The 18,253-nt window shown below is 68.5% G+C and carries 17 protein-coding genes; 8 read left to right on the top strand and 9 right to left on the bottom strand.

Translation table 11 applies throughout. The features are described 5' to 3' along the window. Positions 1-17 precede the first annotated feature (17 nt). The 3 genes from CNE_RS04305 to CNE_RS04295 all read left to right on the top strand — a co-directional run bounded on the left by CNE_RS04305 (position 18) and on the right by CNE_RS04295 (position 2,763). Entirely contained in the window at positions 18-938 is a 921-nt protein-coding gene (locus CNE_RS04305; protein ID WP_013955921.1) for an ABC transporter permease, read from the top strand. A gap of 59 nt (positions 939-997) precedes the next feature. Continuing rightward, positions 998-2,143: a BMP family ABC transporter substrate-binding protein gene (locus CNE_RS04300; RefSeq protein ID WP_013955920.1), complete on the top strand. Its 1,146-nt coding sequence runs from the start codon at positions 998-1,000 to the stop codon at positions 2,141-2,143. 326 nt (positions 2,144-2,469) lie between these two features. Further along, entirely contained in the window at positions 2,470-2,763 is a 294-nt protein-coding gene (locus CNE_RS04295) for a YkvA family protein (protein ID WP_013955919.1), read from the top strand. Positions 2,764-2,834: 71 nt separating this feature from the next. Here the strand turns inward: CNE_RS04295 and CNE_RS04290 are convergent, their stop codons facing one another. Genes CNE_RS04290 through CNE_RS04275 form a run of 4 tightly spaced genes read right to left on the bottom strand, consistent with a single transcriptional unit; the run spans position 2,835 to position 6,033 of the window. Continuing rightward, on the bottom strand, positions 2,835-3,812 hold the full coding sequence (locus CNE_RS04290; protein WP_013955918.1) for a quinone oxidoreductase family protein: 978 nt from the start codon (positions 3,810-3,812) through the stop codon (positions 2,835-2,837). Positions 3,813-3,851: 39 nt separating this feature from the next. After that, on the bottom strand, positions 3,852-4,244 hold the full coding sequence (locus tag CNE_RS04285) for a methylglyoxal synthase (RefSeq protein WP_013955917.1): 393 nt from the start codon (positions 4,242-4,244) through the stop codon (positions 3,852-3,854). 57 nt (positions 4,245-4,301) lie between these two features. Then, on the bottom strand, positions 4,302-5,090 hold the full coding sequence (locus CNE_RS04280) for an SDR family oxidoreductase (protein WP_010809246.1): 789 nt from the start codon (positions 5,088-5,090) through the stop codon (positions 4,302-4,304). A gap of 55 nt (positions 5,091-5,145) precedes the next feature. Next, positions 5,146-6,033: a DMT family transporter gene (locus CNE_RS04275; protein ID WP_041228318.1), complete on the bottom strand. Its 888-nt coding sequence runs from the start codon at positions 6,031-6,033 to the stop codon at positions 5,146-5,148. Between the two features lie 205 nt (positions 6,034-6,238). Between CNE_RS04275 and CNE_RS04270 the strand changes: the two genes are divergently transcribed. Continuing rightward, on the top strand, positions 6,239-6,718 hold the full coding sequence (locus tag CNE_RS04270) for a MarR family winged helix-turn-helix transcriptional regulator (protein ID WP_013955915.1): 480 nt from the start codon (positions 6,239-6,241) through the stop codon (positions 6,716-6,718). Positions 6,719-6,745: 27 nt separating this feature from the next. Here CNE_RS04270 and CNE_RS04265 read toward each other — a convergent pair whose 3' ends face one another. Beyond that, complete coding sequence (locus CNE_RS04265) at positions 6,746-9,019, bottom strand: xanthine dehydrogenase family protein molybdopterin-binding subunit (protein WP_013955914.1); 2,274 nt, start codon at positions 9,017-9,019, stop codon at positions 6,746-6,748. Positions 9,020-9,102: 83 nt separating this feature from the next. On the opposite strand from CNE_RS04265, the gene CNE_RS04260 reads away from it, so the two are divergent. Further along, complete coding sequence (locus tag CNE_RS04260) at positions 9,103-9,858, top strand: TetR/AcrR family transcriptional regulator (protein WP_013955913.1); 756 nt, start codon at positions 9,103-9,105, stop codon at positions 9,856-9,858. A gap of 27 nt (positions 9,859-9,885) precedes the next feature. Here CNE_RS04260 and CNE_RS04255 read toward each other — a convergent pair whose 3' ends face one another. The 4 genes from CNE_RS04255 to CNE_RS04240 are packed head-to-tail and all read right to left on the bottom strand — an operon-like array spanning position 9,886 to position 13,201. Then, complete coding sequence (locus CNE_RS04255; RefSeq protein WP_013955912.1) at positions 9,886-10,521, bottom strand: N-carbamoylsarcosine amidohydrolase; 636 nt, start codon at positions 10,519-10,521, stop codon at positions 9,886-9,888. Then, on the bottom strand, positions 10,514-11,593 hold the full coding sequence (locus tag CNE_RS04250) for a M29 family metallopeptidase (RefSeq protein ID WP_013955911.1): 1,080 nt from the start codon (positions 11,591-11,593) through the stop codon (positions 10,514-10,516). The genes CNE_RS04255 and CNE_RS04250 overlap by 8 nt, the downstream gene beginning before the upstream one ends. Positions 11,594-11,606: 13 nt before the next feature. After that, entirely contained in the window at positions 11,607-12,437 is an 831-nt protein-coding gene (locus tag CNE_RS04245) for an alpha/beta fold hydrolase (RefSeq protein WP_013955910.1), read from the bottom strand. 11 nt (positions 12,438-12,448) lie between these two features. Further along, positions 12,449-13,201: a maleate cis-trans isomerase family protein gene (locus CNE_RS04240; RefSeq protein ID WP_010812897.1), complete on the bottom strand. Its 753-nt coding sequence runs from the start codon at positions 13,199-13,201 to the stop codon at positions 12,449-12,451. Positions 13,202-13,548: 347 nt separating this feature from the next. Between CNE_RS04240 and CNE_RS04235 the strand changes: the two genes are divergently transcribed. The 3 genes from CNE_RS04235 to CNE_RS04225 all read left to right on the top strand — a co-directional run bounded on the left by CNE_RS04235 (position 13,549) and on the right by CNE_RS04225 (position 18,214). Further along, on the top strand, positions 13,549-14,709 hold the full coding sequence (locus tag CNE_RS04235; RefSeq protein ID WP_013955908.1) for an FAD-dependent monooxygenase: 1,161 nt from the start codon (positions 13,549-13,551) through the stop codon (positions 14,707-14,709). An 86-nt stretch (positions 14,710-14,795) separates the two neighbouring features. Further along, the gene (locus CNE_RS04230) at positions 14,796-15,293 is read left to right on the top strand and encodes a (2Fe-2S)-binding protein (protein ID WP_013955907.1); all 498 of its coding nucleotides are present in this window, start codon (positions 14,796-14,798) and stop codon (positions 15,291-15,293) included. A 47-nt stretch (positions 15,294-15,340) separates the two neighbouring features. Further along, positions 15,341-18,214 carry a c-type cytochrome gene (locus tag CNE_RS04225; protein WP_085959678.1) on the top strand — a complete coding sequence of 958 codons (2,874 nt, stop codon included), beginning with the start codon at positions 15,341-15,343 and terminating at the stop codon, positions 18,212-18,214. The last annotated feature ends 39 nt before the right edge of the window (positions 18,215-18,253 follow it).

Genomic DNA, 18,253 nt, shown 5'->3' with positions numbered 1-18,253 from the left:
CGGAGCTACCGAACAATATGGAACAACTCGCTCCCCTCATCGCCACCGCCATCAACGCCGGCACGCCGCTGCTGCTGGCCGCGCTGGGCCTGCTGATCAACGAACGCTCGGGCGTGCTCAACCTGGGCGCCGAAGGCATGATGCTGGTGGCCGCGGTGGCCGGCTTCATGGTCGGCTACCAGACCCAGTCGCCGCTGCTCGGCTTTGCCGCCGGCGCGCTCGCCGGCATGCTGATGGCCACGCTGTTCTCGTGGCTGGCGCTGGTGCTGGCCACCAACCAGGTCGCCACCGGCCTGGCGCTGTCGATCTTCGGCACCGGCCTGTCGGCCTTCATGGGCCAGCGCTTTGTCGGCCACGCCATGCCGGCGCAGGCCAAGGCCGTGCCCGGCCTGGCCGACCTGCCCTTCTTCGGGCCGGCCTTGTTCCAGCATCACTGGATGGTGTATTTCAGCCTGCTGCTGTGCTTCGCCATCATGTGGTTCCTGTTCCGCACGCGCGCGGGGCTGACGCTGCGCGCGATCGGCGAAGCGCCGGAATCGGCGCACGCGCTGGGCTACCCGGTGCGCACCATCCGCTTTGGCGCACTGCTGTTCGGCGGCGCCTGCTGCGGGCTGGCCGGCGCCTACCTGTCGCTGGTGTACACGCCGATGTGGGTCGAGAACCTGGTCGCCGGCCGCGGCTGGATCGCGCTGGCGCTGACCACCTTTGCCACCTGGCGTCCGGGCCGGGTGCTGGTGGGGGCGTGGCTGTTCGGCGGCGTGACCATCCTGCAGTTCTACCTGCAAGGGATCGGCGTATCGGTGCCATCGCAGTTCCTGTCGATGCTGCCGTACGCCGCCACCATCGTGGTGCTGGCGCTGATCTCGCGCAATCCGGCCTGGATCCGGCTGAACATGCCGGCCTCGCTGGGCAAGCCCTTCCGGCCCGGCAATGCCTGAGCCTCATTTTTTTTGACGGAAATCCCTGAGCTACCAACAATTCATCACAAGGAGAAATCATGATCGTCACGCGCAGGAAGACCCTGGCGGCCCTGGCCGCCACCGCCGTGCTGGCCCTCGCGGGCTGCGGCAAGAAAGAGGCCGACAAGCCTGCCGAGACGGCAGGCGCGGCCTCCGCGCCCGCGGCCGGGCAGAAGGCCGAGCCGCTCAAGGTCGCCTTCGTCTATATCGGGCCGGTCGGCGATGCCGGCTGGACCTTCGCGCATGACACCGGCCGCAAGGCCGTGGAAGAGAAGTTCGGCGACAAGGTCAAGACCACCTTCGTCGAGAACGTGCCCGAATCCGCCGCCGACGCCGAGCGCGTGTTCCGCGACCTGGCCAGCCAGGGTAACAAGCTGATCTTCGGCACCACCTTCGGCTACATGGAGTCGATGCTCAAGGTCGCCAAGGAATTCCCAGACGTGAAGTTCGAGCACGCCACCGGCTTCAAGACCGCCGAGAACCTGGCGCAGTACGACGTGCGCACCTATGAGGGCGCCTACCTGGCGGGCGTGGTCGCCGGCAAGATGAGCAAGACCGGCAAGATGGGCGTGGTGGCATCGGTGCCCATCCCCGAGGTGATCCGCAATATCGACTCGTTCACACTGGGCGCGCGCAGCGTCAACCCCAAGGCCACGGTCAAGGTGGTGTGGGTCAACAAGTGGTTCGATCCGGGCAAGGAGCGCGAAGCCGCCACCACGCTGATCGGCCAGGGCGTCGACATGCTGATGCAGAACACCGACTCCGCCGCCGTGGTGCAGACCGCGCAGGAAAAGGGCGTGCACGCCTTTGGCTGGGACAGCGACATGAGCAAGTTCGGCGACAAGGCCCACCTGGCCGCGTCGGTGATCTCGTGGGGCGTCTACTACAACAAGGTGGTGGAAGACGTGCTGAACAAGCAGTGGAAGAACGGCACCACGTGGTGGGGCCTGAAGGAAGGCATGATCGACCTGAAGGGCTTCAACGCGGACGTGCCGGCTGACGTCAAGGCGCTGGTCGAAGAGCGCAAGAAGGGCATCGCCGACGGCAGCGCGCCGATCTGGAAGGGTCCGATCAAGGACAACACTGGCAAGGAACAGCTGGCCAAGGACCAGGTGGCCGACGATGGCTTCCTGCACGGCGTGAAGTTCTATGTCGAAGGCGTGGAAGGCAAGATCCCGGGCTGATCGCCGGTGCTCCTGAGCCGTCCGAGCTTGCCTAAGCAAGGTGTTCTCCCTCTCCCATCAGCGGGAGAGAGGGTCGGGGAGAGCGGTGGTTTAGCTAGGAGCCACACCAAGCGGGGCCAACGGTTTTCACCCACCGCCCTCAGCCTTTGACGCTCCTGCCCTCTCCCCCGCCCCTCTCCCGCAAGCGGGAGAGGGGCGCAAACCGCCAGCCTTGGCTATACCCAAGGCATCTCCCTGCACCTCCGGAACTTGAAGCCGCCGATAACGGCCCAAGCTATCTGTGCATGCGCCAGTGACCGGCGCCCGCAATGTGAAGGAGGCCTCTCATGTGGAAGCGATTTTCGGCCCTGTGGACGCTGGTTCGTAGCGACGGCCGCCTGTTCTGGTACGCGCTGCGCCATCCGGACGCGCCGGCCTGGCTCAAGCCCGCCGCCATCGGGCTGCTGCTCTACGCAATCTCGCCGATCGACCTGATCCCCGATGTGGTCGCGGGCCTGGGCATCGTCGATGACGTGGTGCTGATTCCGCTGGCGGTGCACCTGATCCTGAAGCGCCTGCCGCCGCATATCCTGCGCCAGGCGCAGACGCGCGCCACCGCCACCACGGTCCGGCCGCACTGACCGCATCGCTGAATGACAAAGCCCCGGCGCGGCACCTGCCGCCCCGGGGCTTTTGCTTGCCTGGCTGGTGCTCAGTTCGGCAGCAGGATGGTCGAGCCGGTGGTCTTGCGCGATTCCAGGTCGCGGTGCGCCTGCGCCACCTCGGACAGCGCGTAACGCTGGCGGATGTCGATCTTCACCTTGCCGGTGGCCACGGCGTCGAACAGGTCGGCCACCATCGGCTCCAGCAGCTCGCGATTCACCACGTAGGTCATCAGCGTCGGGCGCGTCAGCCGCAGCGACCCCTTGCTGCTCAGCACCGACAGATCGAACGGCGGCACCGGGCCCGAGGCATTGCCGAAGCTGACCATGGTGCCGCGCGGCGCCAGGCAGTCGAGCGAGCCCTCGAAAGTGTCCTTGCCGATCGAGTCATAGACCGCCGCCACACCCTTGCCGTTGGTGATTTCCTTGACGCGGTCCACGAAGGATTCGCGCGTGTAGACGATGGTATGGGCGCAGCCATTGGCGCGCGCAAGTTCGGCCTTCTCGTCGCTGCCCACGGTGCCGATCACGGTCACGCCGAGCGCCTTGAGCCACTGGCTGGCAATCAGGCCAACGCCGCCGGCGGCCGCATGCAGCAGCACCGTGTCGCCCGGCTGCACCTTGTAGCTGTCGCGGATCAGGTACTGCGCGGTCAGGCCCTGCAGCATCATCGCCGCGGCGGTGTCGAACGGGATCGCATCGGGCAGCCGCACCACGATATCGGCCGGCATCACGCGCACCTGCGCGTAGGCGCCGGTGGGACGGCCGGCGTAGGCCACGCGGTCGCCCACGGCGACGTGGCGCACGCCCTCGCCCACCGCTTCGACCACGCCGGCGCCTTCCATGCCCAGCCCGCCCGGCAGCGGCTGCTTGTACAGCCCGGTGCGGAAATAGACATCGATGTAGTTCAGGCCCACCGCCTCATGGCGCACGCGCACTTCGCCGGGGCCGGGATCGCCCACTTCGACATCGACCCACTGCATGACTTCGGGACCGCCGGTCTGCTCGATCCGGATGGCTTTGCTCATCTGTGTCGCTCCTCGTTATGGTGATGCATCGATGGGAATTCAGTTGCCGGCTTCAGCCTCGCGCGTCAGCCCGGCGATCAACAGCTCGGCAGTGGCCACGTTGGTCGCGCACGGCACGTTGTGCACGTCGCAGGCGCGCACCAGCGCGTTGATATCGGGTTCATGCGGCTGCGGCGTCATCGGGTCGCGCAGGAACACCACGGCGCGCACCAGGCCTTCTGCCAGTTGCGCGCCGATCTGCAGGTCGCCGCCCCACGGGCCCGACAGCATGCGCGTCACCTCCAGCCCGACCTCGTCGATCAGGCGCCCGCCGGTGGTGCCGGTGGCCAGCAGCTCGCACTGCGAAAGGAAGGCGCGGTGGCGCGTGGCGAAGGCGACGATATCGTCCTTCTTGTGGTCGTGGGCGATCAGCGCGATGCGGGGGCGAGTCATCAGGGGTTCCTTGTTGCGGGGTCGGTGAACGTCAGGAAACAGGAGAAAGCAACGGAATCAGAAGGTGCCCGGGTAGGCGCCGCCATCGAGCAGGATGTTCTGCCCGGTGATGTAGCCGGCATGGCGGCTGCACAGGAAGGCGCAGGTGGCACCGAACTCGGCCGGCTCGCCGAAGCGGCGCGACGGGTTCGCCGCGGCGCGGCGTTGCGCCACCTCATCGACGCTCAGGCCAGCCTTCTTGGCCCCGCCTTCCATGGTCTTGAGCAGGCGGTCGGTGTTGAACGGACCCGGCAGCAGGTTGTTGATGGTCACGCCATGCTGCGCCACTTCGCGCGCCACGCCCGCGACAAAGCCGGTCAGGCCCGAGCGCGCGCCATTGGACAGGCCCAGCACATCGATCGGCGCCTTGACCGCGCCGCTGGTGATATTGATGATGCGGCCCCACTTGCGCGCGATCATGCCGTCGACGGTGGCCTTGATCAGCTCGATCGGGGTCAGCATGTTGGCGTCCAGTGCGGCCAGCCAGTCGCTGCGCTCCCAGTCACGGAAGTTGCCCGGCGGCGGACCGCCGGCGTTGTTAACCAGGATGTCGAGGTCGCCCAGCTTGGCCACGGCGTCCAGCGCCGCCTTGCGGCCTTCGGGCGTGGTGATGTCGGTCGCCACCGCGATCACGCGGCGGCCATGGCGCGCGCGCAAGCCGGCAGCGGCCTTCTCCAGCGCCTCGGCGCCGCGCGCCACGATCACCACGTCAACACCCTCGGCCGCCAGCGCATCGGCGCAGGCAAAGCCCAGGCCCTTGCTGGCGCCGCATACCAGCGCATGCTTGCCGCGCAGTCCCAGATCCATGTCTTTCTCCTTTGTCTGTTGTCTTTGACGGGCCAGCTCCGCGGCCGGCCTGGAATCACGTTTTTCTTGCCGACAGCAAATACATGCCGCCCATCACCAGCGCGCTGCCGGCGAGCTGCACGCCGCTGACGGGTTCGCCCAGCAGCCAGAAGGCCAGTAACAGCGTCGACACCGGGCCGATCATGCCCGCCTGCGACGCCATCGGCGCGCCGATGCGCGACACCGCCACCATGGTCAGCGACACCGGCAGCACGGTACAGAACACCGCATTGACGAGTGACAGCCACATCACCGGCGCCGGCTGCGCCAGTTCCGACACCGGCCGGCCCAGCACCAGGTACTGGATCACGCAGCAGGCGGTCGAGACGCACATCGCATACGCCACCAGCCGCAGCGAGCCGATGCGCCGCACCAGCTCGCCGCTCAGGATCAGGTAGATACCATATGTCAAGGCGCTGCCCAGCACCAGCGCGCCGCCCAGCCACACCTGGCTGCCGCTGACGTCCAGGTCATGCGCGAATACCAGCACGATGCCGGCGTAGGCCAGCAGCAGCGACAGCCACTGGCGCATGGCGATCGGCCGGCGGAAGACCAGCGCGGTGGCCAGCAGCACGAACGACGGCGTCAGGAACAGGATCAGCCGCTCCAGCCCGGCGGTGATGTATTGCAGCCCGATGAAATCGAGGAAGCTCGACAGGTAGTAGCCGATAAATCCGAGAAACACCACGCGGCCCCGATCCGCCCACGACAGCGGCGCCAGCCGGCGCGACTGCCACCAGCCGATCGCCATGAACAGCGGCACCGCGAACAGCATGCGCAGCGTGATCACCATCACCGCATCGACGTTGTAGCGGTACATCAGCTTGGCGACGATCGCCTTGGCGGAGAACAGCACCGCTCCGACGGCGGCGATGACAAGCCCCGAGCGCTGCGGCGACGGCAGCGCGGCAGGTGCGGCGAGAGACTTCTGGGAGGCTGGCACGGGGAATACAGGGGGAAAGCGGGCGGGCACGTCGGCCCCGCGAAACGACCCGACGATTGTATTCGAAAAGACGCAATGGCATCGGCCATCGCCGCGGCGGCCCCGGCCACCTTCCCGGCCCCTTCCTCGGTATACTCTGAGTCACCTTACCCACTGCACCAGGTTCGTGCCCCAGCCCTCCGACACGCCTTCCGGCAAGACCGCCGCCGACTACGATTTCACCGAGCAGGTGGGCCACCTGCTGCGGCGCGCCTACCAGCGCCATGTGGCGATCTTCCAGCAGACCATCCCGGATTCGCAGCTGACCGCGGCGCAGTTCGTGGTGCTGTGCGCGGTCAGGGACCGCCAGCCGTGTTCGATGAACGAGGTGGTGCGCGCCACCGCCATCGACCAGGCCACGGTGCGGGGCATCATCGACCGGCTGAAGTCGCGCGAGCTGATTGCGGTGTCGCACGATCCCAATGACCGGCGCAAGGTGGTGGTAACGGTCACGCCCGCCGGGCTGGCACTGATCGATGAGACCGTGCCGTTTGCGAAGGAGATCTCGGAGCAGACCTTCGGCGGCCTGAACCCGGCCGAGCGCGTGGCGGTGACCTATCTGCTGCGCAAGATGAGTGAGATTGACGAGGGGAATGGCGGCGCCTGAGCAGGCGCCGCTTTGAGTTTGGGGGCCTCAGCGGGCCTGCAACCCTGCCAGCACCGTCTCCGGCACGAAAGGCGGCCGGCGCAGCCGCACCCCCAGCGCATCGAACAAGGCATTGGCGATCGCCGGCGCACCCGGCAGCGAGGCCGATTCGCCGGCGCCCAGCGGCGGCTCCGACTGCCGCGGCATCAGCACCACTTCAATCGGCGGGACTTCCGGGAAGGTCAGCAGCGGATAGCTGCCCCATTCGCGGCTGGCGACACCCTCCGCATCGAAGCGCACCTGCTCCTTCAGCACCCGGCTGAGCGTCTGCACCACGTTGCCGTGGATCTGATGGCGCACGCCGTCGGGGTTGACCATCATGCCCGTGTCCTGCCCGACCACCACCTTTTCGATGGTGATGCGGCCGCTGCCGGCATCCACCGCCAGGTCCACCACCCAGGCAGACCACGCTGCGCCGAACCCCGGGAAACGGCTGTGGATATAGCGGGCATAGGCCACGCCCCGGCCGCGCAGCCAGCCTTCGGCATCCGCGATACCCCGCGATCCGGCCACGCCCCGCTGCCAGCCAGCCGCTTCGGCCACGGCGCGCAGCAAAGCCGCGGCACGTTCATCCGGCAGGTGCCGCAGCCGGAAATCCACGGGATCGGCACCCGCCTCTGCTGCCAGCTCATCGATCACGCACTCATGCGCAAACGCATTGGGCAGCGCCGACACGCCACGCAGCCAGGACGCGCGCACGATCGCGGGCGTGTCGTCGCAACCGATGCGGCGCGCGCCATACGCGTACGGTGGCACGGCGGTGCGATCGCCCATCTCCAGCGTGCGCGGCGCGTTGGGCACGGCACCGGTCAGCACCAGCGCCAGCGTGGGCGCATCGTTGGACGGATAGCGGCTGGTGAAGTCATAGCCAAGCAGCGCGCCGTCCGGCCCCAGCGTGGCGCTGACGTCCATCAGCTGGGCCGCGCCCTTGGGCTCCCACAGGTGTTCCTGCTCGCGCGAGAGCTGCACGCGCACGGGCCGCCCGACCGCGCGCGACAGCAGTGCCGCGTCGGCGCCTACATCGTCGGCGCAGTTGCGCCCGTAGCAGCCGGCAGCCTCCATGCGCACGATCTCGATGCGGTCCTCGCCGAGCCCGCACAACTTTGCCAGATCGATGCGCAGCACATGCGGGTTCTGCGTGCCGGACCAGACTGTCAGGCCATCGTCATGCCAGTCGGCCACGGCGCATGACGGGCCGATCGAGCCATGCATCTGGTACGGCCAGACGAAGCGCCGCTGCAATGCCATGCCGGCGCCGTTTGCCGGCAGTTCGCCGTCGGCCAGCAACTCGCGCCGCGTGGCCGGGTTGGCGCGCAGCGCGGGCTCCGGATCGTCCAGCGCCGGCAGTGGCGGGATGGGTTTCCAGCGCACGCGCAGCCGGCGCGCGGCCTGCACCGCGTATTCCTCGCGCTCGGCCACCACGCCGACAAAGTCGCCCTGCACCACCACATCGACCACGCCCGGCACGTCGCGCACGGAGTCGCGATCGACTTCCAGCAGGCTGTTGCCGACAAAGTGGCCGCTGTCGCGCCCCGCATACGGCGGTCGCACCACGCGGCCATGCAGCATGCCGGGCACGCGCACGTCGTGGACAAAGGTCAGTGCGCCGCGCACCTTGCCGGGAATATCGACGCGGCCCGCGGCACGGCCGACGATGCGGTAGGACTCGACCGGCTTGGTCGGTATGTCGTCGGCCAGCGGCAGTTCCAGGTGCTCGCCGGCAAGCAGCGCGCCATAGCCGACGCTGGCCTGCGTGCCGGGAACCCGGAAGACGCCGTCCTCTGCCTCCAGCCCGCCGGCTTCCACGCCGAGGTGCTGCGCGGCACGCGCCTGCAGCCACGCACGCGCCTGGGCGGCGGCGCGGCGCAACGGCAGCGCCGAGATCTGGATCGATGCGCTGGCAATGGTGGGGCCCTGGTTGGGAGTGGCTTCGGTATGGCCAAGCACCATGCGTACGCGTTCGAGCGGCACGTCGAGTTCTTCCGCCACGATCTGCGCCAGTGCCGTGCGGATGCCGGTGCCCAGGTCGACGTGGCCGTTGAAGGCCAGCACCTCGCCGCTGTCGCGCAAGGCAATGAAGATGTCCGGCAGTGCCGGCACGTAGTCCGACGCCGCGCCGGGCTGGCCGGGCGCGGGCCGTGCCGCCGCCTGCGGGGCGCGCGTCACCAGCAGCACGCCGGTGGCCTGCAGCAGCGCCAGCCGCAGCGTGCGCGGCGTGTCGGCGTCGGCCTGTGCCGCGGCTTGCAGATTGGTTGCCGTCATCGTTCTGCCATCTCCTTCACCGGCTGCGCCCCGGGGCGCCCGTTATACTGCAAGCCAACAGTGGAATAGCCCAAGCATCGACCATGACGATCACGACCGCGCCCAAGCCAACCGCAAAGCGGGCGCCAGCCGGCACGCGGGCCAGGCAAGCGCAGGACAGCCGCGACCGCATCCTGAATGCTGCGATCAAGGTCTTCGCCCAGCGCGGCTACGACGGGGGCCGCATCGAACGCATCTCGTCGCTGGCCAAGACCTACGACCGGATGATCTATTACTACTTCGGCAGCAAGGAAAAGCTGTTTGTCGAAGTGCTCGAGACCATCTACCTGCAGCTCAATGAAGCCGAGCAGCAGCTGGAACATGAGCTCGACGCCGCCGACCCCGTGCGTGCGCTGTCGCAACTGATCGATTTCATCTGGCAGTACTACCTGGATCATCCGGAGTTCGTCGCCATCCTGACCAGCGAGAACATGAGCCAGGGCAAGCACGCGAAGAAGTCGGTGCGGCTGCGCGAGATCTCCAGCTACGCGCTGTCGGTGCTCGACGGCATCCTCGCGCGCGGCAAGGCCGCGGGGCTGTTCCGGCCGGACGCGGCCGCACGCGATGTCTATATGGTGATCGCTTCGCTTGGCTACTTCTACAACTCCAACCATCATACGCTCAGCGCCTTCCTGGGCGAACCCATGATGAGCCCGCCGGCGCTGGCGCACTGGCGCGATGTGATCCAGCAGACGGTGCTGCGCGCCGTGGCCGTGCCCGGCGCTGTGCCGGATGCGGATGTGGCGCCGCCGGCCGCGCCGCGCAAGACGGCCCGCGGCCGGCGCGCGGCGGCAGGCTGACGCCAGGCCCGGCCGCATCGCCACGCCTCAGGCGGCGGCGCGCACGCCGGCAACCTGCGCCAGCGCCTCGTCGCGCGTCAGCACGGTGGCGTACTTCTGCGCCATGTCGAACAGGTTGGCGTCATGCGGGCCCAGCGCGCGGTCGCCCACGCAATCCGACACCACCAGCGGGCGGAAGCCCAGCGACATCGCGTCGACCACGCTGGCGCGCACGCAGCCGCTGGTGACGCAACCCGCCACCAGCAGCGTCTGCACGCCACGCTGCGTCAGCCACGCCGCCAGCGAGGTGCCGAAGAACGCTGACGGCACCGTCTTGCGCACCACCAGTTCGCCCGGCGCGGGCGCCAGCTCCGGCACGATCTTGCTGTTGTGGCCATCCTCCTTCAGCGTCAGCATGCCCGGCACCTTCAGCGTGAAGATATTGTGGTCGCTGTCGTCGTCGGCAAACACGATGCGGCTGTGCGCCACCGGCCAGCCCTGCTCGCGCGCGGTGCGCAGCAGCGGCTGCGTGTTGCGGATCGCCTCGGGGATATTGCCGCCGCCAAACACCGCCGGATCGGCGAAGCCGTTGACGAAGTCGATGATCAGCAGGCCGTACGGCGCTCTCAGTTCCATGGCTGCGCCAAAGCCCTGGCGTTGGTAAGTCTGCACGGCGTCATCCATGGCGCGCGTCCTTGTAGAGAGAAGCGGCCGGCGCGTGGTGGCCGTCCATCACCTTGCCGCGCACCACCACGGGCTCGCCATCCAGACTGACGGTGCAGTGGCGCACCGGGATGTCGATATGGCAGGCGGTGGTGCGGCTGCCGCCGGCTTCGTTGTTGGGGCCGAACGAGCACAGGAAGTTGCCCTCGTAGGCGCGCGCGTCCATGCCGATGGTGGCCTCACGGTCATACATCGCCAGCGCCGACCAGCTGGCGCGCGGCTGCAGCCCCCAGCCGATATGGGACATGGCATAGGCTTCGGGGTCGTTGAACGAGGCCATGTAGTCGGCCAGCAACTCCGCGTCCACGCCGCCTTCGATGCGGCGCACGTAGCCGGCTTCGACCGTAATGCGGATCGGCGCCTGGAGATAGGACTTCATCGGCAGCAGGATGTCGCCGCGGTCCAGCACGATGGTGCCGTTGGTGCCGCCCTCGTCCGGCCAGGTCAGCACGAAGCCGCTCGGCCAGTGGTCCCAGCGGCCGGGCTCGTCGACAAAGCCGTACTCGCTGATCGCCGGGAACTCGCCCAGGCGGCAGCGCAGGTCCATGCCGGCGTCGGACACGATATGCATCTCGCGCGCCTTGCCCAGCCGCGCGGCCGCGGCCTTGACGCGGGCGCGGTCGGCTTCGGTCGGCACCAGCCGCGCCAGCACTTCGGGCGGCTCCACAGCCAGCAGGATCCTGGTGCCTTGCGCCAGGATCTCGTGCTGCTCGGGCGAGAACAGCAGCGTCATCAGGTCCAGCACCAGGTCGCTGGCCTTGAGTGCGGCAATGGCGGCCGGGTTGCCGGTCAGCGGCGTGGTCCCCAGATAGGCCAGCGCGTCGCGGCTGAGCGCCTTTTCGCCATTGACCGGCGGCAAGTCGAGCCGGTTGACGATGGCGCCCATCGATGCCGCCGCCACCATCGCGGTGCGCAGCGTCTGCGGATGCGTGGCGGCGCCGGTCAGCACGGTGACGGTCTGCCCCGGCTCAAGCTTCGACAGCGTCAGCACCTGCTTCCACGCCGCGGTCAGGTCGTAATCGCTTACGGGCATGTTCGCTCCTCGTTTAGTTCAGCGCCGCACCCAGGAAGTCGCCAAAGGCGCGGTAGAAGCCGGCCTCGTCGTCCCACGGGATCATGTGGCCGGCGTTGGCGACATGCGCAAGCAGCAGTGCGGGCAGCAGCTTGCGCATCTCTTGCACGTCTTCCTCGCGGATCACGTCGCCACGGCCCGCGGTCATCAGCAGGACCGGCACGGCGACGTGCGGCAGGTCGGCGTGGATATCGTCCTCATGAAAGCCATTGAAGCTGGCCAGGATCGCGCGCTCGTCGCAGGTATGCAGCCATTGCGCGCGCAGGCGCAACTGGTCCTCGGTCCAGGTCGGGCAGAAGCGGCGCATGCCTTCCACGTCGATGCCCTGCTGCGCCAGCCGGATCGAATCGATGTACCACGGCAGTTGCGACGGGTACGGGCGGCGGCCCGGCCCCGACACCGGCGGATCGATCAGCACCAGGCGCGTCAGGCCCGCCGGCTTGCTGCCCGCGGCGCGGATGCCGATGCGCGCGCCCATCGAATGACCGACGATGGCGTAGCGCTGCAAGCCAAGCGCTTGCGCAAACGCGATCACATCGGCAGCCTGCGCATCGAGGCTGTAGTCCAACTCAGCGCCGGCCTGCGACAGGCCGCGGCCGCGCACGTCGAGCACATAGGTATCGAACTGCTGCCCGAATTGCTCGCCGACAAAGCCCCAGGTCACCGCCGGGCTGGTGATGCCCGGCACGATGATGACGGCATCGCGCTGCGCACGCGCACCGCCCTGCCCGCCATAGCGCAGGTAGTGCTGGCGGATGCCGTTGGCGTTCACGTTGGCGCCGTAGAGAAAGGTGCTGTCTGCCATGGCCGCCCCCTTCAGTACGCGCCCGACAGCAGCGCGCCGGCGCCCGGCACCACCGGCTCCAGCCCGAGCCGCTTCAGCAGCGCATAGGTGGTGGCGACGGCGGCGGTGACCACCGGCTTGCCGGTCATCGCCTCGACCTTGGCCACGGCTGGCAGCGACGGCATCTGCACGCACGCCGACAGCACGATGACATCGGCGTCGGCCGTATTCATCTGCGCGACGATCTCCGGCAGCCGTGCCGGGTCGTGGCGCCCCACCTCAAGGTTGTCGGGGATTTCCAGCGCGCGGTAGTCGACCACCTCATAGCCTTCATTGCGGATGTAGTCGACCACCAGCTCGGTCAGCGGCTTCATATAGGGCGCCACCACGGCGATGCGCTTCGCGCCCATCACCTTGAGCGCATCGACCAGCGCGCCGGCGCTGGTGATCACCGGCGCGTCGCCGCCGTTCTCGGCGGTATGCGCCTGCAGGCGCTGCTCGGACACCCGGTGGTAGCCGTGGCCCATGGCCATGATGGCCACCAGGCAGGCATAGCCGAGCACGTCGACGCGGGCGTCGCTCAGTTCCACCGCGCAGCGGTCGGATTCGGCATCCATGGCCGCCAGTTCCTCCTTGACCACCTTCTTCATCCGCATCCGGCTTGAGTGGAAGGTGAAGCGTTCCGGGCGCACCAGCTGGCGCGCAGCCAGCATCGCCGGGATCTCGGTTTCCATGGTGGTGTTGGAGCTCGGCACGATCTGGCCGATTCGGAAAACTTTCTGCACTGTCGACTCCGTCATCTGTTTGTCTGTCTACCCGCCTGCCTCGGCCTGGCGGCCCTGCATGCTGTGATTGATTGTAGTGTACACACTTTATCTAAGCAAACAGAATCTGCGCGCCCGCGAATTCACTCGTTCAGTGCATACTTAACTAATCAATCCCTGTATTTGCGCATCAATTCACCGATATAACGCGATGCGTGAGCGTCATCACATTTCCGTAAGGGTTTTCCATAGGTTCATAATTTTCTTCTTTTACTTTGATGTTTTGAGTGTGTACACTCGTTTTCAACGGTCGGCCGAGTGGCCGCCCCAGCCCCCATCGACCTTGTGTCATTGCCAGGAGAAAGAACGTGCAAGGCAAACCGCGAATCGCAGTTGTCGGCGCCGGACTCGGAGGAACGGCCGCGGCCGCCCTGCTGCAGCGAGCCGGCTTCCAAGTCAGGCTGTATGAACAGGCACCGGCGTTCTCGCGCCTGGGCGCGGGCATCCATGTGGGGCCCAACGTGACGAAGATCATGCGGCGCATCGGCATCGAGGACGCGCTCAACGACATGGGCTGCCACCCCGACTACTGGTACAGCCGCGACGGCCTGACCGGCGAGGTGATCGCGCAGATCCCGCTGGGCGACTACGCAGAGCGCCACTACGGTGCCAGCTACCTGACCGTGCACCGCGGCGACTTCCACAAGCTGCTGACCGACGCCGTGGCGCCCGACACGCTGTTCTTCAACAAGAAGCTGGAAAGCGTCACCGACCAGGGCGACGTGGTGCAGTTGCGCTTCACCGACGGCACGGTCGAAGAGGCCGACATCGTGATCGGCGCGGACGGTGTCAACTCGCGCATCCGCGAGACGCTGCTGGGCGCCGAGCCGCCCAAGTACACGGGCTACGTGGCACACCGCGCGGTGTTCCCGATCGCGCGCGTCAAGGGCTTCACGCATGAGCGCTGCACCAAGTGGTGGACCGACGACCGCCACATGATGGTCTACTTCGATACCAGCAAGCTCGACGAGATCTACTACGTCACCGGCGTGCCCGAGCCCGAGTGGGACATGAGCAAGAGCTGGGTGCCGAGCAGCATCGAGGAAATGCGCGCCGCGTTCGACGGCTGGCATGAGGGCGTGCAGTCGCTGATCGAAGGCACCGTTGAAGTGACCAAGTGGCCGCTGCTGGAGCGCGACCCGCTGCCGCTGTGGAGCCGGGGCCGCCTGGTGCTGCTCGGCGACGCCTGCCACCCGATGAAGCCGCACATGGCACAAGGCGCCGCGATGGCGATCGAGGATGCGGCCATGCTCACGCGCTGCTTCACCGAGACCGGCGTGGACGACTTCGCCTCGGCATTCGCGCTGTATGAAGCGAACCGCAACGAGCGCGCAAGCAAGGTCCAGCTGGTCTCGCACAACAACACCTGGCTGCGCGGCAACGAGAACCCCGACTGGTGTTTCGGCTACGATGTCTTCAACGTGCCGCTGGTGTCGGCCGGGACCGGGACGCTGTCCGCAGCGGCCTGACGCCTGACCAACCCTGCCCGCCGCAGCCCCTCATCGAAGGGGCGCGGCGCAGCGATGCGTGATGTTCAAACCGCCCCCAGTCCCCGATGAACACGCCCCGCCCCCTGACATTGCAAGTCAACCACGCCGAGCACACGCTGAGCGTGGCCCCTGACACGCCGCTGCTCTACATCCTGCGCAACGACCTGTGCTGCAACGGGCCCAAGTATGGCTGCGGTCTGGGCCAGTGCGGCGCCTGCACGGTGCTGGTGGACGGCATGCCCGCACGCGCCTGCGTGCTGCCGGTCAGGGCCGTGGTCGGGCACGCCGTCACCACGCTGGAGGGACTGGGCACCGACGCGCAGCCCGACCCTGTGCAGCAAGCATTTATCGATGAGCAGGCCGCGCAATGCGGCTATTGCCTGAATGGCATGATCATGACCGCCAAGGCGCTGCTCGCGCAGAACCCCGATCCCGACGAGGCCCAGATCCGCGAGGCGCTGCGCTTCAACCTGTGCCGCTGCGGCACCCACGTGGAAATCGTGCGCGCGGTGCAACGGGCCGCGGTGCTGCAACGGCAGGCGGCCGAGGGGTCGGCATCGTGAACGAAGGGCTCGTGCCACAGGCCACCCCGACCGCGGTCGCGGGCAGCATGCCGCCGCCCGCCGCCGACTGCCTGGTTGCCCGGGTGCTGACACCGCCAGGCCTGCGCTGGATCGACGGCAAGCCGCTGACGGCGCGCCTGCTGGGCGCGGAGCGCGAGGCAGCGCTGGCGCTGCCGGGCGTGCGCGCGGTCGTCATCCGCAACAATTTCGCCGGCATGGCAACGGCTTCCGGCGCACAGGCCACCACCGCAACCCATGCGCTGCAGGCACGATGGTCCGCCCCGCCCCGCGCGGACGACGCGCCGGTAGCGCGCCTCACGCTGGCCCAGCGCGGCAATGCCGATGCGGTGCTGGCCGGCGCCGATGCGCGCCACACGCAGCACTACCAGTGGCCCCTGGCCGGCACCCACGCTGAGGCGTATTGCACGGCCGTCGCCGACTGGCGCGACGGCAAGCTGACCGTGTGGCTGCCAAGCACGCGCCCTGGCGCGCTGCGCGCCGAGCTTGCCGCGTTGCTGGGCATCGCGCCGCAACAGGTGGTGCTGGCCTGCTGGCAATCGCCCGACGACCGCGCGGACCCCGCGCTGCTCGCGCCGCACGCCGCCGCCGACGCGGCGCTGCTGGCCCACGCCGCCGGACTGCCCGTGATGCGTCGGCTGTGTGCGGCCGATGTAGGCCTTGCCGATGCCGTGCTCGATGTGCGCGTCGACACCGCGCTGGCCGGCACCGCCGTCGAAGCCTACGCCGCAACACTGGCGGGCACCGCAGCCCCGGCCGTGCCGCTGGCGCTGTGGCTGACGCATACGGCATCGCCCGTGGCGAACAGCATCGCTGCCGGCCACGCAGGCGACACCGCCATGCCGCCCTATCGCATCCCGCATGTCGACCTGGTCTCGACAGGCAGCGCCGCCGCGTCCGATGCGGCGCCACTGGCGGCAGCCCGGGCCCAGGTGTTCGCCCGGGAATCCCATCTCGACGAGCTTGCCGCCGACTCCGGCACCGACCCGGTCGCGCTGCGGATGGCGCATCTCGACGATGCGCGCGGCACAGCCCTGGTACGCCAAGTGTCCGAGCGTGCCGGCTGGACGTCGGCCGCGCCCCGCGCCAACACAGCGGCCGGCAACGTGCAGCGCGGCCGCGGCTTTGCCTATGCCAACACCGTCGATCACGAAGCCGGGCAGACCTGGTCGGCATGGGTGGCCGAGGTCGAGGTCGACGGCACCACCGGCGAGCTGGCGGTCACGCGCGTGACGGTGGGGCATGACAGTGAATCGCTGCCGCGCGCACAAGCCGCGCCGTCCGCGCGCTCGCTGGAGCAGGCCGTGGCCGATGCCGCCCTGCAGCTGACGTCGGCCACGCCCGCCTTCGACACCTGGCCGGCCGAAGCGCCACCTGCCAGCCAGACGCTGCCAGCCGTGCCGGGCAGCACCCTGCCGGAAATCCGCCTGGCCGGCACGCTCGCCACGCATGACGCGCTGGCTGCCAGCCCGACCGACACCATGCCCGCCGCCGCGGCCGTGGCCAATGCCATCTACGACGCCACCGGCGTGCGCCTGCGCGCGCCGCCCTTCAGCGCCGATCGCATCCGCCTGGCGCTGGCCGAGGCCAGGCCCGGCAACCAGCGCAGCAAGCGCGGCTGGATCGCCGCTGCCGCCGCAGCCGCTGCCGGCGTGTGCGCCACGCTGCTGCCCTGGCGCGCGCCGATCGCACCGGTGGCGCCGCCCGAGGCCGGCTTCTATTCCGCCGCCACGCTCGAACGCGGCCGGCTGGTGGCCGCCGCGGGAGACTGTGCGGTCTGCCATACCGCGCCGGGCGGCGTGAAGAACGCCGGCGGCCTGCCGCTGGAGACGCCCTTCGGTACCGTCTACAGCACCAATATCACCCCGGACGTGCAGACCGGCATCGGCAACTGGTCCTTCGCCGCGTTCGAGCGCGCCATGCGCGAGGGCATCCACCGCGACGGACGGCGCCTGTATCCCGCGTTCCCATACACCGCATTCGCGAAGATCAGCGATGGCGACATGCAGGCGCTATACGGGTACCTGATGTCGGCAGAGCCGGTGAAATCCGAAGTCCCGCAGACGCAGCTTGCGTTCCCCTTCAACGTGCGCCCGCTGCTGGCCGGCTGGAACCTGGTGTTCCATCGCAACGAGCGCTTCACGCCGGACCCGTCGCGCTCCGCGCAATGGAATCGCGGCGCGTACCTGGCCGAAGGACTGGGCCACTGCAGCGCCTGCCATTCGCCGCGCAACGCGCTCGGTGCCGAGCAAGGCGGCCGCCAGTACCTGACCGGCGGCAGCGCCGAAGGCTGGGAAGCGCCACCGCTGAGCGCACTGTCGCACGCACCGCTGCCCTGGACCGAAGCAGCGCTGTTCACCTACCTGCGCGGCGGCTATGCGCCGCACCATGGCGCCGCGGCCGGACCGATGGCACCGGTGGTCGAAGAACTGGCGCAACTGCCTGAGTCCGACGTGCGCGCGATCGCGCACTACGTGGCCTCGTTCGGCACGCCACCGCCCTCGCCTACCGTACTGGCCGCACAGGCCGCGCAGATCGAGCAGCGCAGCGCGCAGGCCGCGCGCACCCTGGGCGGTCCCGGCGAACGCCTGTACCAAAGCGCATGTGCGGTCTGCCACCAGTCGGACCAGGGCATCGCCCAGTTCGGCGTCAAGCCTTCGCTGGCGCTCAATACGAACCTGCACAGCAAGCTGCCGGACAACGTGATCCAGGTGCTGCTGCAAGGCATGCCGGCACCGCCCAACAGCGAACTGGGTGCGATGCCGGCCTATGCCGACACCCTCGACGACCAGCAGATCACGCAGCTGGCGCAGTACCTGCGCGCGCGCTTTGCGCCCGACAAACCCGCATGGCAGGACCTGGAGAACACCGTCGCGCGCCTGCGCGCGATGCCTGCCCACTAGGACCAACGCAGACGCCGCGGGGCCGGCTCGCCGCGCCTT

It is taken from the genome of Cupriavidus necator N-1, from assembly GCF_000219215.1.
Taxonomy (GTDB): domain Bacteria; phylum Pseudomonadota; class Gammaproteobacteria; order Burkholderiales; family Burkholderiaceae; genus Cupriavidus; species Cupriavidus necator.
The sequence above is the reverse complement of the archived record's forward strand: the minus strand, read 5'-3'. Positions and strand labels throughout refer to the sequence as shown.

What these genes read in the sequence shown, in the direction of transcription:
- CNE_RS04260 (WP_013955913.1), top strand. Translation starts at nt 9,103, where the DNA reads ATGACGATCACGACCGCGCCCAAGCCAACCGCAAAGCGGGCGCCAGCC.
- CNE_RS04265 (WP_013955914.1), bottom strand. Translation starts at nt 9,019, where the DNA reads ATGACGGCAACCAATCTGCAAGCCGCGGCACAGGCCGACGCCGACACG.
- CNE_RS04255 (WP_013955912.1), bottom strand. Translation starts at nt 10,521, where the DNA reads ATGGATGACGCCGTGCAGACTTACCAACGCCAGGGCTTTGGCGCAGCC.
- CNE_RS04225 (WP_085959678.1), top strand. Translation starts at nt 15,341, where the DNA reads ATGCCGCCGCCCGCCGCCGACTGCCTGGTTGCCCGGGTGCTGACACCG.
- CNE_RS04290 (WP_013955918.1), bottom strand. Translation starts at nt 3,812, where the DNA reads ATGAGCAAAGCCATCCGGATCGAGCAGACCGGCGGTCCCGAAGTCATG.
- CNE_RS04285 (WP_013955917.1), bottom strand. Translation starts at nt 4,244, where the DNA reads ATGACTCGCCCCCGCATCGCGCTGATCGCCCACGACCACAAGAAGGAC.
- CNE_RS04305 (WP_013955921.1), top strand. Translation starts at nt 18, where the DNA reads ATGGAACAACTCGCTCCCCTCATCGCCACCGCCATCAACGCCGGCACG.
- CNE_RS04230 (WP_013955907.1), top strand. Translation starts at nt 14,796, where the DNA reads ATGAACACGCCCCGCCCCCTGACATTGCAAGTCAACCACGCCGAGCAC.
- CNE_RS04250 (WP_013955911.1), bottom strand. Translation starts at nt 11,593, where the DNA reads ATGCCCGTAAGCGATTACGACCTGACCGCGGCGTGGAAGCAGGTGCTG.
- CNE_RS04300 (WP_013955920.1), top strand. Translation starts at nt 998, where the DNA reads ATGATCGTCACGCGCAGGAAGACCCTGGCGGCCCTGGCCGCCACCGCC.
- CNE_RS04280 (WP_010809246.1), bottom strand. Translation starts at nt 5,090, where the DNA reads ATGGATCTGGGACTGCGCGGCAAGCATGCGCTGGTATGCGGCGCCAGC.
- CNE_RS04295 (WP_013955919.1), top strand. Translation starts at nt 2,470, where the DNA reads ATGTGGAAGCGATTTTCGGCCCTGTGGACGCTGGTTCGTAGCGACGGC.
- CNE_RS04245 (WP_013955910.1), bottom strand. Translation starts at nt 12,437, where the DNA reads ATGGCAGACAGCACCTTTCTCTACGGCGCCAACGTGAACGCCAACGGC.